15 protein-coding genes and 1 pseudogene are annotated in these 13,136 nt (G+C 72.7%); 10 read left to right on the top strand and 6 right to left on the bottom strand.

Annotation, left to right across the window (positions count from 1 at the left end; translation table 11 throughout):
• Positions 1-66: 66 nt before the first annotated feature.
• Complete coding sequence (locus HUT16_RS36780) at positions 67-1,086, bottom strand: Lrp/AsnC family transcriptional regulator (protein ID WP_176192328.1); 1,020 nt, start codon at positions 1,084-1,086, stop codon at positions 67-69.
• 182 nt (positions 1,087-1,268) lie between these two features.
• Between HUT16_RS36780 and HUT16_RS36775 the strand changes: the two genes are divergently transcribed.
• Entirely contained in the window at positions 1,269-2,183 is a 915-nt protein-coding gene (locus HUT16_RS36775; protein ID WP_254898179.1) for an alpha/beta hydrolase, read from the top strand.
• 53 nt (positions 2,184-2,236) lie between these two features.
• Positions 2,237-3,121, top strand: coding sequence for an NAD(P)H-binding protein (locus HUT16_RS36770; RefSeq protein ID WP_176192326.1), 885 nt, complete (start codon positions 2,237-2,239; stop codon positions 3,119-3,121).
• Between the two features lie 322 nt (positions 3,122-3,443).
• On the opposite strand, the gene HUT16_RS36765 is transcribed toward HUT16_RS36770, so the two are convergent.
• The gene (locus HUT16_RS36765; protein ID WP_176192325.1) at positions 3,444-3,794 is read right to left on the bottom strand and encodes a PRC-barrel domain-containing protein; all 351 of its coding nucleotides are present in this window, start codon (positions 3,792-3,794) and stop codon (positions 3,444-3,446) included.
• A gap of 68 nt (positions 3,795-3,862) precedes the next feature.
• Between HUT16_RS36765 and HUT16_RS36760 the strand changes: the two genes are divergently transcribed.
• Positions 3,863-4,150, top strand: a complete 288-nt coding sequence (locus tag HUT16_RS36760; protein WP_176192324.1) for a VOC family protein — start codon at positions 3,863-3,865, stop codon at positions 4,148-4,150.
• Positions 4,151-4,335: 185 nt separating this feature from the next.
• Here the strand turns inward: HUT16_RS36760 and HUT16_RS36755 are convergent, their stop codons facing one another.
• The 3 genes from HUT16_RS36755 to HUT16_RS36745 all read right to left on the bottom strand — a co-directional run bounded on the left by HUT16_RS36755 (position 4,336) and on the right by HUT16_RS36745 (position 7,041).
• On the bottom strand, positions 4,336-5,535 hold the full coding sequence (locus HUT16_RS36755) for a methyltransferase domain-containing protein (RefSeq protein WP_176192323.1): 1,200 nt from the start codon (positions 5,533-5,535) through the stop codon (positions 4,336-4,338).
• 763 nt (positions 5,536-6,298) lie between these two features.
• Positions 6,299-6,775, bottom strand: coding sequence for a hypothetical protein (locus HUT16_RS36750; RefSeq protein WP_176192322.1), 477 nt, complete (start codon positions 6,773-6,775; stop codon positions 6,299-6,301).
• Entirely contained in the window at positions 6,772-7,041 is a 270-nt protein-coding gene (locus HUT16_RS36745) for a hypothetical protein (protein WP_176192321.1), read from the bottom strand. The genes HUT16_RS36750 and HUT16_RS36745 overlap by 4 nt, the downstream gene beginning before the upstream one ends.
• 338 nt (positions 7,042-7,379) lie before the next feature.
• Here HUT16_RS36745 and HUT16_RS36740 point away from each other — a divergent pair, with 338 nt between their 5' ends.
• The 7 genes and pseudogenes from HUT16_RS36740 to HUT16_RS36710 all read left to right on the top strand — a co-directional run bounded on the left by HUT16_RS36740 (position 7,380) and on the right by HUT16_RS36710 (position 12,484).
• Entirely contained in the window at positions 7,380-8,660 is a 1,281-nt protein-coding gene (locus HUT16_RS36740) for a helix-turn-helix domain-containing protein (RefSeq protein ID WP_254898178.1), read from the top strand.
• The gene (locus tag HUT16_RS36735; RefSeq protein ID WP_176184187.1) at positions 8,635-9,156 is read left to right on the top strand and encodes an NUDIX hydrolase; all 522 of its coding nucleotides are present in this window, start codon (positions 8,635-8,637) and stop codon (positions 9,154-9,156) included. The genes HUT16_RS36740 and HUT16_RS36735 overlap by 26 nt, the downstream gene beginning before the upstream one ends.
• A gap of 149 nt (positions 9,157-9,305) precedes the next feature.
• Positions 9,306-9,823: pseudogene (locus tag HUT16_RS36730) on the top strand (winged helix-turn-helix domain-containing protein).
• A complete protein-coding gene (locus tag HUT16_RS36725; RefSeq protein WP_176193066.1) occupies positions 9,739-10,305 on the top strand; it encodes a transposase in 567 nt (188 codons plus the stop codon). The pseudogene HUT16_RS36730 and the gene HUT16_RS36725 overlap by 85 nt, the downstream one beginning before the upstream one ends.
• Positions 10,306-10,488: 183 nt before the next feature.
• On the top strand, positions 10,489-11,061 hold the full coding sequence (locus tag HUT16_RS36720; protein WP_176192319.1) for a hypothetical protein: 573 nt from the start codon (positions 10,489-10,491) through the stop codon (positions 11,059-11,061).
• A gap of 171 nt (positions 11,062-11,232) precedes the next feature.
• Complete coding sequence (locus HUT16_RS36715) at positions 11,233-11,451, top strand: hypothetical protein (RefSeq protein ID WP_176192318.1); 219 nt, start codon at positions 11,233-11,235, stop codon at positions 11,449-11,451.
• 193 nt (positions 11,452-11,644) lie between these two features.
• On the top strand, positions 11,645-12,484 hold the full coding sequence (locus tag HUT16_RS36710; protein WP_176192317.1) for a hypothetical protein: 840 nt from the start codon (positions 11,645-11,647) through the stop codon (positions 12,482-12,484).
• Here HUT16_RS36710 and HUT16_RS36705 read toward each other — a convergent pair.
• Positions 12,460-13,098 carry a TetR/AcrR family transcriptional regulator gene (locus tag HUT16_RS36705; protein WP_176192316.1) on the bottom strand — a complete coding sequence of 213 codons (639 nt, stop codon included), beginning with the start codon at positions 13,096-13,098 and terminating at the stop codon, positions 12,460-12,462. The genes HUT16_RS36710 and HUT16_RS36705 overlap by 25 nt on opposite strands.
• Positions 13,099-13,136: the final 38 nt, after the last annotated feature.

Raw genomic sequence — 13,136 nt, 5'->3', positions numbered from 1 at the left:
TTTGTCAGTCGGAAGGTTCCCGCGCAGGGTAGAACGGCCGACCTTCGGGCCGCCGACGCTTGCCCGCTATCGCGGGAGAGCGCTCTCCAGGGTGGGGGCCGGCCCCGGGGTCCGCTTCGCGGCGTGTCCCACGACGGCCGTCTCGACGTGGGTGATGCCCAGGCCGGTCAGGTCCCGGGAGAGGAAGCCGTAGAGCGCCTCCAGGTCCGGGAAGTACGCGGCGGCGTGCAGGTTCGACGGCCCGGAGGTGGCGAAGGCGCCGTGCACCGCCGGGTGGGCGGCCAGCGCCCGGCCGGTCGCGTCCAGGTGGTCCGGGGCCACCCGGAGCAGGAACTTGGCCTCGATCGGCAGCCCGAGCCGGCGGGGGTCGACCACCACCTGGGTGACCAGCCGCCCCTCGGCGGCCATCCGGGCCAGCCGTCGGCGCACCGTGCTCTCGGGGTGGCCGCAGCGGGCGGCGAGGACCGCCGCGGGCACCCGGGCGTCGGGGGCCAGGGCGTCCAGCAGGCACTGCTCCAGCGCGTCGGCCTCGACCCCGTACGGGCCCGGGGCGGGTGCGGGCCCCGGCGCCGGGTCGCGCGGGGTGAGCGCCGCCCGTTCGGCCGGGTCGAGCACCTGGTGGCGCCACTCCGAGGTGAGCCGGAACACGTGCAGGATCGTCGCGCTCTCCCAGGACTCCACCGCGCCGGTGGCGGGCAGTTGACGGAACACCAGCCGGTCCCGCGACCCCGGCTCGGTGCGGGCGACCGCGAAGATCTCGTCGCCCGCGGTGGTGACGTCGACGAACGGGATGTCCTCACGGGCCGCGAGCGCGGCCACGATCGGGTCCAGCCGGCCGCGCAGGACCCTGATCCGCAGGAACAGCGCCCCGGCGGACCCGCCCCGGCGCGGGCGCGCCACCGGGGAGACCACCACCCGCAGGGTGCCGTCCGCGGTGAGCGCGTGCAGCCGGCGGCGGACGGCCGCGGCGCCGAGCCCGAGCGCCCCGGCCACCCGCTCCGCGCTCACCCGGCCGTCGCACTGGAGCGCCGCCACCAGCCGCTGGTCGGTGCCGCTCAGGACCGAATCCGTCGATTCACGTGCCATGGAGGAGAGTTTCGCCCATTCCGGGGCCCGGCGGGGCCCGTTCCCGGCCCCGGGGCCGAACGATGGAACCCGTCCGCCGCACCACACCGCCCCGCCCGGGCGCCCGGCGGACCGGACCGCGGCACCCGCCCCGGCCCGTCCCGCCCCGATCCGATCCGATCCGATCCGCACAGGAGGTACCGGTGCCCGCTCCCGGACGACGGACAGCAGTGCGCTTCACCAGCGGCACCACGACGTGCGCCGCCTGGCACTACCCGGGGACCAACGGCGGCTGCGTGGTCATGGCCGGCGGCACCTCGGTGACCAAGGAACCGGCCACCGACCTGTTCGCCGCCAGGTTCCACGCGGCCGGCTTCTCGGTGCTCGCCTTCGACCACCGGCGCTTCGGCGCCAGCGGGGGGACGCCCCGGCAGGTCGTCCGCGTCGACGAGCAGCTCGCCGACTGGGACGCCGCCGTCGCCCACGCGGCCCGGCTGCCCGGGGTCGACCCCGGCCGGATCGCGGTCTGGGGCTTCTCGCTCGGGGGCGGCCACGTGCTGCGGGTCGCGGCCGACCACCCGGGGCTGGGCGCGGCGATCGCCCAGACCCCGCTGGCCGACGCCCGGGCGGTCGCCCCGCACGCCCTGCGCTCGATGGCCCCGCTCGCCGCCCTGCGGCTGTTCGGCCTGGCCGTCGCGGACCTGCTCGGCGGGCTCCTCGGGCGCCCGCCGCTGCTCGTCCCGACCGCCGGGCCGCGCGGCGCGGTCGCCTCGCTGACCACGGCCGACGCGGCGGACGCCGACCGGGCCCTGGACCCGGACGGCCGCCACACCGGCTGGGAGCGCACCGTCGCCGCCCGGATCGCCCTGCAGATCGGCTCCTACCGGCCCGGCCGGGCGGCCGACCGGATCCGCTGCCCCCTGCTGGTCGTGGTCTGCGACCAGGACAGCAGCGCCCTGCCCGGACCGGCCCTCCGTGCGGCCCGGGCCGTGCCGCACGCCGAGGTGCTCCGCCTGCCCGGCAGCCACTACGCCCCGTTCCTGGCGGCGCACGAACCGGCCGTGCGGGCCCAGATCGCCTTCCTGCAAAGGGAGTTGGCTCCGTCGCAGCCGACCTGAGATTTTCGCGAGCAAACCGCGGTCGACCTTGGAACGGAAGGAAGGAACAGGACATGATCATGGTGACCGGAGCGACCGGAACGATCGGACGCGAGGTGACCCGGCTGCTGGCGGCCCGGGGCGTCGAGACGCTGGCCGTCACCCGCGACCCCGCCGCCGCCGTCCCCCCGGGCGCGCGGCGGACCGTCGGCGACCCCTCGCGGCCGGACTCGCTGGCACCGGCCCTCGCCCGCACCGACGGCGTCGAGGCGCTGCTGCTGAGCCCGCGCGCGGTCGGCGGCGCCGCGGCCGAGCTCCTGGCGCTCGCCGCCCGGCACGGGGTGCGGCGGGTCGTCGTGCTGTCGGCGGTCACCGTCGAGTACGGCGGCGGGTACCGGCGGTTCGCCGAGGAGTTCGAACGGGTGGAGCGGGCCGCCCGGGACGCCGGACCGGCCTGGACGTTCCTGCGCTGCGCCGACTTCGCCGCGAACGCGCTCGCCTGGGCCCCGCAGATCCGGGCCACCGGAGCCGTCCGCGGCGTGCACCCCGCGGCGGCCACCTCCCCCGTCCACGAACGGGACGTCGCCGAGGCCGCGGTCCGCACCCTGCTCGACCCCGGCCACGAAGGCCGGGCCTACGCCCTCACCGGCCCGCAGTCGCTCACCCAGCGCGAACGGGCCCGCCTGATCGGCGCGGCCCTCGGCCGGGAGGTCCGCTTCGAGGAGATCCCGCCCGAGGCGCTGCGCCGGGCCCTGCTCGCCCAGGGCCTGCCCGAGGACGTACCGGACCGGCTGATCGGCTACGCCGCCGCCTGCCTGCGGGAGCCGGGCCCCACCACGGACACCGTCACCCGGCTGCTCGGCCGCCCGGCCCTGCCCTTCGCGACCTGGGCCGCCGAACACACCGCCGCCTTCGCCGACGGCGGACGCCCCGGACAGCAGGGTGCCGCGCGGGCGTGATCAGCGGGGTCGGCGTCGTGGGCAGGGTCGGCGCAAAGGCGCCTCCGGCGGGCGGCCGGGCCGGGCCCGGGGGCGCTGCCGGGGTGCCGACCCGGGCGAAGTGGGTCCGCTCGAATCCGCTGTCGTTCGGGCGGGGCATGAAGTCGGGATCCCGGGGCAGGCGTCGGGTGCGGCGGGTAAGGGCTCGGCCGACTCCCCCCTGAGGCCGAGCCCCCCGCCGTACGCATCCGGGCTCGCGACGGGCCGGTCTTCCGGCCGCGCGGGCGGCGCCGGAGCAGCGCGAGGCCCCGCGCGAACGGCGCGGGGCCCGGCAAGGGGTGGGTCAGATCGTGCCGCCGCTGTAGTAGCCGCCGAGCTGGTCCCGGTAGGCGGGGTCGTCGGTGTGGTGGCCCGCGTCGCGGGCGGGCGAGTTCTTGACCTCGTCCTTGGAGCGGTCCACGAACACCGTCTGCTCGTCGTGGTCGACCCGGGTGATGGTGCCCGCCGGGAGCAGCACCTCGCGACCGAAGATCCACGGGCCGGTGTCGACCACGATGTAGGCGGCGTCCACGTCCTCGGTGTGCTTGTCGACCTTGCCGATGTGGCCGTCGGTCGCCTCGACCCGGTAGCCGGTCAGGTCCGATCCCGCGGCGTACCCCTCGGCCTCCTGGTAGCCCCACAGTCCGCTGGTCACAGCTGCCTCCTCTGTCCGCGTGCGTCGATCGCCTTGCGGAACCTCGGCTGCCCCCGCACGGGCCGACCATGCCACGAGCAGATCGCGGGCACTGGTGGGCCGAGGCCCTCGGCCGGGTGGTGGTCGACGAGACCGAGGAGATCGTCGAGATCCGGCCCGAGCCGGCCCGGCTGCCGGGGCTGCTCTTCGTGCCCGTCCCCGAGGGCAAGACCGCGAAGAACCGGCTCCACCCCGACGGCCAGGAGGCCGAGGTCTCCCGGCTGCTGTCCCTCGGCGCCCGGCGCGCCGACACCGTGCAGGACGAGCAGCACTGGGTGACCCTGCTCGACCCCAACACACTTGACTACCAGTTCTGAGACTACCGCAGGTCACGCACCAAAGACGAAGCCCCGCCCGGCACTTGGCCGAACGGGGCGTTCTGCTGTCTGCTGCGGCTACTTCGCGGGCGGCACCGCCCAGCACTCCAGAGCCCGGTACCGCATCCCCGACTTGTCGCACCAGGGAAGCGGGTCGGACCCCCGCGATATCCGGTAGGTACGGCCTAGCCCAGCTCGCTCCGAATTCGAACGGTGTTCTCCGGGCGGTCGAGCCAGAACCGATGCGTGCCGTCCGGGGTGACGGTCAGCCCGAAGCGCTCCGGCCCCGGTTCCCCTTGGGCGTGCCACCAGGTGTACCCCTCGGCCACCTCGTCCCACAGGCGCCGTTCGCCGTACTGCCACACGGTGAACCCGTCCGGCCCCTCACCCGCCCAGTCCACGGCCGCCCACGACGTCGCATCCGTGGTGGCGAGCCAGAGTCGGCGGGCGACCCCGTCGACGTCCGGGTCGTTGTCCCACGCCTTCCACACGTCGCCGAGCAGCACCCCGAGGGTGAACGCCAACTCCCACCCGTCCGAAGCGATGTCGTGGGCGGGCAGGTCGGTACGCGACTCCTCGGGTACGTGCTCGTCGCGCACCACGTCCCGGTAGATCCGCAGATCCGTCCGCTGGTTGCGGGCGAGCATGAAGGCGCTGTACGGGCTGAACCGACCCTCCGCGTGGCCGCCCCCGGTGACGGTCAGCAGCAGTAGGCCCCAGCAGACCCACGGGTTGTCCCAGGGGGTGAGGATCTTCCCTCCGCGCTTGGTCTGTTCGATCAGCGCGGCCGGGACGCTCCGCAGGGCGCAGGTCACCGACACCCGATCGTACGGAGCCCGCAGGCCCCACCCGCGCGTGCCGTCCCCGCAGACCACTTCCGGGTGGAACCCGGCCCGCGCCAGACTGCCGCGGGCAAGCACGGTGACTTCGGGGTCGACTTCGACGGTTACCACGTTCTCGGAGCCGAGCCGGTGGCTCATGTACGCGGCCGTCAGCCCGGTGCCGGTCCCGATCTCCAGCACGTTCGCGCCGTCGTGGAGGTCGAGCATCTCCAGCATGCGGAAGACGATCGCGGGGGCGGAAGCGGACGACGACGGCCACGGGTCGTCGCCGGGGTCCTTCCCGTCGTTGACCTGCGTCACCATGGAGGCGTTGGCGTAGGCCGCAGCGTTCCAGCGGTCCGGGTCCGTCTTCCGGTTGCAGAGCGTGTAGCCGCCGCTCCCGTTCTCCAGCCAGATCAGATCTGGGAGGAACAACTTTCGGGGCACCGACTCGACCGCCGCCACCCATTCGGGGGCCACCGGGTGGCCGAGATCCGTAGCGATGGAGCGGAGCAGACTGCGCGCGGCGGCCTGCTCCGACTCGTTGTGCTGTTCGTTCGTCACTTGTGCTTAGGCTCCGGCTTGCTCTTCTGGCTGTCGGGGTTCGGGGCGGACGTGCCGGGGTCCTTCTTACCCCCGTGCCGGCCACCGCCCCCGTCGTTGCCTCCCGATCCGCCGCCGCTGCTTCCGCCCTTGCCGGTTCCCCAACCCATGGGTGACTCTCCTTCTGGTTGACGTGGTGCTGGTTACGTCGCCACGGTGGTGCTGCTGCCCGGCGGCATGGGGCCGGGGACAGGCGGATGGCTGGGACCGGGCACAGGAGTGCTCATTCCTGCCCTTCCTTGCCTCGATGCGGACCCGGATGCCGATCGACGTCCGGGGTGTGCGGTGGTGCGCCGCTCCGGAGGGGAAGAGTTTCCCCGTCCACCGGAACGGAAGTTTCTAGGTGTCCGGGCGGCACCCGAGCTTGGCGAGGGCGTCCGCATAGCGCGGGTCGGACAGGATGCGCTGCACCCCGGCTTCGGTCTGCCTGTCGCGGATACGGCGCGGGGTCAACGCGGACTTGAGACGGAGGCGCCAGAAGCACCACGTGGTCCGGCGCAACAGAAACAGGCGTCGGCTCCGGAGCCGGAGCCGGCGAACGCTGATCACAGTCCATGCCTTTCGGGGTCTTTGCACGAGGGACAGAAAGAGGGTGCGGGTGCCCCGGCCCCCTCCGACGACGGACCGGGGCACCCTGGCACGCCCCGTCGGGCGCACCCTTCCCGCCGGGATTGAACCGGCGGGGGGCTCCGGAGCGCGGGAAGTCGCTCCGGAAGGTCAGGGGTCAGTCCTCGACCGGCACGACGGTGCCGCGCGCTTCCTCCAGCAGCCATGCGTCAGTCGACGAAATGACCAGCTTCACCGGCACGTTCGCGGGGATGCCCAGCGACTTGCGCGCGGCGTCCTCGGCACACTGCCGGGTGAGCTTTACGGCATCGTCCTCGGGGACGTAGTGGTCGTCCGCCGTGCCCTCGATCTCCAGCAGGAAACCCTCGGCGCGGGCGTACTCCACCCGCACCACCTCCCCGCCGCTGCGGAGTGCGTGCCGGACCCGCGCCGCCGCGTGCCGTCGGCGCTGCCACGCTTCGATCCAGTCCGGGCCGGACGACGCGCCGATCAGGGCGAGCGCCAGGGCGAGGGGCGCGACCAGCCATCGGGGCCACTCGTTGGGCATCGACAGCGCGAACCCGAGCAGTGCACCCCCGGGCACGACGCATACCCCGAGCACCAGCACGCCCGTCGCCAACGTCACTTTGGTCATTCGGGTTCCACCTCCGGAACCGCCACCATCGGCACGTCCGCGATCATGCGGAACGACCGGTGGTCCGGGTAGCGCATCATGTGCACGCACACCCAACCCTGCACCTGCTCAAGGTCGTTGAAGTCGACGGAGACATCACCGCACCGGATGCCGTCCTCGGACTCGCTTTGGCACACCAGGGTGTAGGCCGGCGATTGGACGTCGCTGCGGGTGTCCGGGACCAGCTTCGCCAGGACCCCGGGGCGCGCGGGAACGGAGCCCGTCACGCCGCAGCCTCCGGGCGGTGCGGGCACTTCGGGCGGGGGCACCTGCACGCGCCCCAGCCGACCGGGCGTCCGGCTCCGACCCGCTGATTCACCTCCGGGTCGTAGTCGTCCAGCGGGTTGCGGCCAACGTCCTGCGCGGTGGACCGCCCCTGTTGGCGGAACTGTTCGGGCGAGTAGATCACGTGGTGCCTCCCGACTGGTGATCAGTGGCTTGCCTGTCGTAGTGATTCAACGACGGGTCTGGGAGGGCGGGAGACTCCATGGTGGTGACTCCAAGTTGGAGTCTGGCGACTAGGTGTGGGCGTACGATCGGGGTTCATTCTTCGGGGAGCGAAGCGGTGGACCACCAGCAACCGGACCCGCGCGATGTGGTGGCGGGTCTACTCGGCGACGAACGAATGCGCGCCATCCTGCGGGCGCGCGACATAGGCGCTTTGTTCGAGCTGCTGAACAAGCGGGGTATCAGCACACGTCGTCTCGCTGCTGCTGCGAATATCTCGCAGGGTCGCCTGTACGACTACGTCAAGGGCAAAGTCCGCGTCGAGAAGCTGTCGATGTTCGAGCAGCTTGCCGATGCCTTCGGGATCCCAGGTGCGCTGCTGGGCCTCGCTGCACGTCCGTGGGAGCCGGTCGCCCAACCCCCGCGCGCGACACCGATGCCAGAAGTTCTAGCCGATACAGACGACCTGGCGGCCATGGATGCGTTCCGTTTAGCCGACCGCGCTAGCGGGGGTGGTCGGCTGTACAGTGCTGTTGTCCGGCATCTGTCTGACAGCGTTGCCCCTCGGCTGCTAAGCGGTAGCGGTCCCGCGGTGTTCGGCGCCGCAGCGGCGTTGACCGAGATGGCAGGCTGGATGGCTCACGACTCCGGCCAGGACCACCTGGCGGCACGGCACTTTGCAACAGCGCTCCCTCTCGCACAGGCCTCGGGCGATACAGCTTTCGCAGCGCACGTAGCTGCCAGCAGCAGTCACCTGTCGCTACAGTCTGGCAATCCCCAACAGGCAACGCATTGGGCTCTGTTGGGAATGCAGCTTGCGCATGGCGGGCCGCATCTGCCCAGTCTCACGGCTCGACTTCACAGCATGCACGCCCGTGCTCTTGCAACGCTCGGACGGCTAGGTCCTGCTGCTCAAGCACTGGAACAAGCACGCGAAGCACTCGCGGCAGCAGCAGACGACACGCACCCATGGCTGAGCCCTTTTGATCAGGCTGCGCTGGCAAGCGAGTCTGCACTGACGTTCGCCGACTTGGGCCGGTACGACGATGCGCTACACCACGCAGAACGCGCGGTGCGTCTACGGGAACACGGTCGTACCCGGTCCTTTGCCCTCAGTAAAATTACACTCGCAACGGTGTACGTTCAGCGCGGAGAGCTAGAAGAAGCCTTGCATGTGGGAGTCGAGCTGCTGTCGACCAGTCCAACTCTCGGGTCCGTTCGGGTCGTTCACCAATTGGACAGCTTCCGTGATGCACTAGAGCCACACGCGGCACATGGGTCGGTCCGCGACTACCTGGTGCACTTCGACCAGGCGCGCCGCACCCGTGCGCTGCTGCTGGCTGACATCATGCCGTCAAGGGAAGGATCCGGCAGTGGGGACCACACCAACACCCGATGACCCAGAAGCGTGGAACGCCTATCTCGCCGAGGGCAACGCCAAGCAAGCCCGGAAGCGTGTTGCGGTGGACCTGATCATCCGCAACACGGACGGAATGGTGTTGGTAGTGAACCCGGGTTACAAACCCGGATGGGACCTTCCTGGCGGGATGGTGGAAGCCAACGAAGCCCCCGACGACGCGGCGCGGCGCGAACTGCGCGAAGAACTTGGGTTGGACATCGCACCTCTTGGCCTGCTCGTAGTGGAGTGGGTGCCGCCGCATGGTCCCTGGGACGACCAGTTGGCCTTCATTCTCGATGGCGGGGTGATCTCGGATTCACACGCGCAGTCCCTACACCCGCATGATGCGGAGCTGACCGAGGTGGCCATGGTCAGTCCGGCGACGGCAGAGACACTACTCCGCGAACGACTTGTGCCGCGGTTCCGTGCTGCAATGCAGGCGCTGGAAAGCGGACGTCCGGGCTTCCTCAACGATGGACGGCCGCTTGGCTACTGACTTCGGCTCGTCAGGGTGAAATGTCCCGAATCGGCTGACGAGCTCGTTGCGGCAGCTGTATGCGGTGGTGTGTGAGGTATGCGGATGGGGGCGGGCTGACCGGCGCGGGACGGCTGCGTCGGGAGTCGGTGCGGGTGTAGGCGGCCGAGTTGTTCGAGCAGGAGGTCAAGCCGGCGGAGGTGGCCCGGCGCCTGCGGGTGAGTTCGAAGTCGGCCTACCAGTGGCACCAGTTGTGGCGCGGCGGTGGCGTGCAGGCTCTGGCCTCTCGCGGTCCGGGCGGGTCGCGGTGCCGCCTGTCGCCGCGCTGTCCGGCCAAGCGCGCCGCGTATCTGGACCAGGGTCCGGCGGCATACGGCTGGGTGGAGGACCAGGTGTGGACCGCTTCGCGGGTGACCACGCTGATCGGGCGGAAGTTCCACGTTTCCTACAGCGTGTCCGGGGCGACGCGGCTGATGCACAGGCTCGGCTTCAGCCCGCAGGTCCCGCGCGGCGGGTGGCCGAGCGGGACGAGCAGGCCGTCACCGCCTGGAAGGAGGTGACCTGGGCGGAGGTAAAAGCGCCCGGGCGGCCTGCGGGGGCTACATCTGTTTCGAGGACGAGGCAGGCTTCACCCGCCGGCCACTCAGGGGACGTACCTGGGGCCGGCGAGGCCGCACCCTGGTCGTGACCGTCAGCGGTCACCGCTCGGGATGCCTGTCCGTGGCGGGACTGATCGCCATGCGGCCGGGCTCGCGCACCAGGCTGTGCCACCGCTTGCGCACCCACCCCGCGGGCAGGGGTCAGCGCCGCAGCATGGGCGAGCGCGACTTCATCGCCCTGGTCGACGGCGTCCACCACCTCGTCAAGGCGCCGATCGTGCTGGTCCGGGACCGCCTGAACACCCATGTCTCCCACGCCATACGCGAGTTGATCTCCCAGCGCACCTGGCTGACGGTCTTCCTCCTTCCCGCCTACGCGCCCGACCTCAACCCCGTCGAACGGGTCTGGGCACACGTCAAGCACAGCCTCGCCAACCTCGCCGTCATGGCCCTCGACCGCCTCGAAGCCCTCGTCCGCAACCGACTCAAGCGCCTGCAGTACCGGCCCGACACCCTCGACGGCTTCATAGCTGGCACCGGCCTGGCCCTCGACACCACAACGTCACCCTGACGAGCCGAAGTCAGTAGGTACGTCTCCCATGTCCCGTGTAGGGAGCGAGAGTCGCCCGTCAACCGCAGTGTCCGACTCCCTGACCAGTAGCGCCGTACCATGTCTCACTCCAGAACATCTAGTTCTGCGTCCTGGGCGAGCGGAGGAGCTGAGCGGGCGGCGGGCGCTGCGTAGCCTGTGGGCATGAGTGTCACGGGGTGGTGGATCGTCATGGCGGTGCCCGGTTCGGTCGTCGCCGAGGTGCGCCCCCGGTTGGGGCCGCTGATCGAAGGTCAGGCCGCCGCCGGGCAGGGAGGGTTCGAGCGGTGGCGGCGCGGGGAGCTCGATCTGCGCTGCGTGCCGGAGCAGTACGACCTGGCCGCTCCCGACCTGCTGGACGAGCACCTCGACCTGCTCTACGAGGTGTGGAACGCCCACGCGGAGTCCGGCCCGTCCCTCGCGGCCTCGTGCCGCAAGGGCTACCCGGCCGTCGGTCTCGCCCACGCCCTGGGCCCTGAGCGGTTCGCGGCGCTGCCGGGCTGGTTCGGCCACTTCGTGCTGTCCCCCGGCCGGGTCCGCGACACCTTGCCCGGTGTCGCGGCGGCGCTCTCCCTCGACCCCGCGCAGCGGGCGGCCGCCGAACAGCGGCTGCGCGCCGTGCTCGACGAGGTCCAGGACGCGGACGCCGCCGCCCTGCTCGACGGGTTGGTGCCCGTCTGGCAGCGCGCCCGCGACGCCGGCTGGGGCGTCATCGGCGCCCAGGCCACCCCGAGCTGAACCGTCCGCGCCGCGACCTGCCCGGCCCCGTCCCGGGCCCGGCCCCGCCCGCCCGCCCGTCCGTCCTCGTTCGGTGCGCCGGGCGGCTTTTGCGCATGGGCCGCGTCGGGTGGACCGTGGAAGGGAAGCAACAGAGCAGCGCACCAAGGTGTTCGGACATCGGAGGACGCCATGTCAGTCAGCCACCCCGTTCCCGCCCCGGTGCAGTTGGCCGGCCACTCCCTGCCGACCGAGACGCCCGAGTGCGAGGCCTCCACGACGCACGCCATCTCCACGCCCGAGTCCGTGGAACTGCACACGGCCTGGCCCGGTTGGATTCCCCTGCTGATCATCGTCGTGATGGTCGCGTCCTGCATCGGCTTCGCCGTCGGACGGATCTTCGCCTGGTGAGGCGGCGCCCCCGCCGGCCCTGAGGGCCGGGTACGCGGTGCTGCCCGTCCTGCTCCGCCCGGCGCCGGGACGACCGGGACCGGCCGGGGACTGCGCGGGCCGGGGGCGGGCACACGAAGGGGGAAGGTCCGTGCCCGGACACCCACCGCCCGCCGGGCAGCCGGGCGGGCGGGGCAGAGGTGGAGGGAAGCACATGGTGCCGATCGGTGAGCCGGATCTGCCGGAGCGCTCCCCCGGGGAGCCGGACGCACTCGCGCAGGAGGTGACGGAGGAGCTGGCGCGGATCGCCGCCGAGGTGGAGGTCGAGGAGAAGGGCGGCTCCCGGGGCGGGCCGACGCGCCGGATGGGCACGCTGGCCCGGCGGCTGGGACACAGTCTGGGCCGCAGCCTGGGCCGCAGCGGCCGACGGCTCGGGGCGGGCTCCCGCGGCGGCCTGCGGATGCTGACCGAGCGCCTGCTGGACGCGGCCCCGCGGATTCCGGTCCGGGACCTGGCCACGCTGCGCTCCCAGCATCCCGGGGCCCGCACCCCGGAGGACTTGGCCGACCTGCTCGTCGCCGGGTCGGCCCGGGCCTCGACGGCGGTCGGCGCGGGCGCCGGGACGGTGGCGATGATGCCCGTGCCGCTGGCGATGCCCGTCGAGCTGGCGTCCGAGCTGCTGGCCTCCGCGGCGATCGAGCTGAAGCTGATCGCCGAGCTGTACGCGGTCTACGGCCAGGTCCCGGCCGGGTCCGCCCGACAGCGTTCGTACGCGTACCTGGCGGTGTGGAGCGAGGGCCGCGGCCTGGACCTGACCCGCCCGGGAGCGCTGCTGGCGCTGAACCGGAGCGCGGCGCTGCGCCGGCAGGTGAGCAAGCGCCTGACCCGCTCGGGGCTGCGCCGGCTGCCGACCCTCGCCCCGCTGCTGGCCGGTGCGGTGATCGGGGCGCGGGTCTGCCGCAAGGACACCCTGCGCCTGGCGGCGGCCGTCCGCGAGGACCTGCGCGGGCGGCAGGCCGCCGACCCCGGCTACTGGGGCTCCCCCACCGCCTGACCGCCCCCGCGAGCCGGTCCTCCCGAGCGAGGCGGGAGGCCCGGTCGGGCGACGGGGCGCAGGGCGTCCGCGACGAGGTCGAGGAGCGGGCCGGTCAGCTCGGGGTCGTTGCTCGCCGAGGCGGAGAGGAAGACGCCCAGGAGCATCATGGTGACCCGCTCGGCGGGCACGTCGTCGCGCAGCGAACCGGCCTTCGCCCCGGCGTCCAGGATCGCGGCGATCGCCGCGGTGATCCGCTCCCGGGCGGCCGGGGTCGCGATGGTGCCCGAGGCGCGGCCGGCCCGGAGGGTCTCGGAGATGCCGCGTTTGGCCGCGAAGAACGCGGCGTAGCGGTCCATCCAGGCGCGCAGCGCCGCCTCGGGCGGCAGCTGGGCGAGCAGGGCGGGCGCGCTGGTGACCACGGCGTCGAGCTCGCTGGCGTAGATCGCCTCCACGAGCGCCTCGCGGGTGGGGAAGTGCCGGTAGAGGGTGCCGATGCCGACGCCGGCCTCGCGGGCGATGGCGTCGAGGGTGGCCGTGCCCCCGGTCGCGGCGAAGGCGTCCCGGGCGACGACGAGCAGCCGTTCGCGGTTGCGCCGGGCGTCGGCCCGGGGCGGCCTCCCGGCCGTGGGCAATCCGGAAGCGCCTGGGCCGGGGGCGCCCGAGCCGGGGA

The sequence above is a fragment of the Kitasatospora sp. NA04385 genome, assembly GCF_013364235.1.
Classification (GTDB): Bacteria; Actinomycetota; Actinomycetes; order Streptomycetales; family Streptomycetaceae; genus Kitasatospora.
The sequence above is the reverse complement of the archived record's forward strand: the minus strand, read 5'-3'. Positions and strand labels throughout refer to the sequence as shown.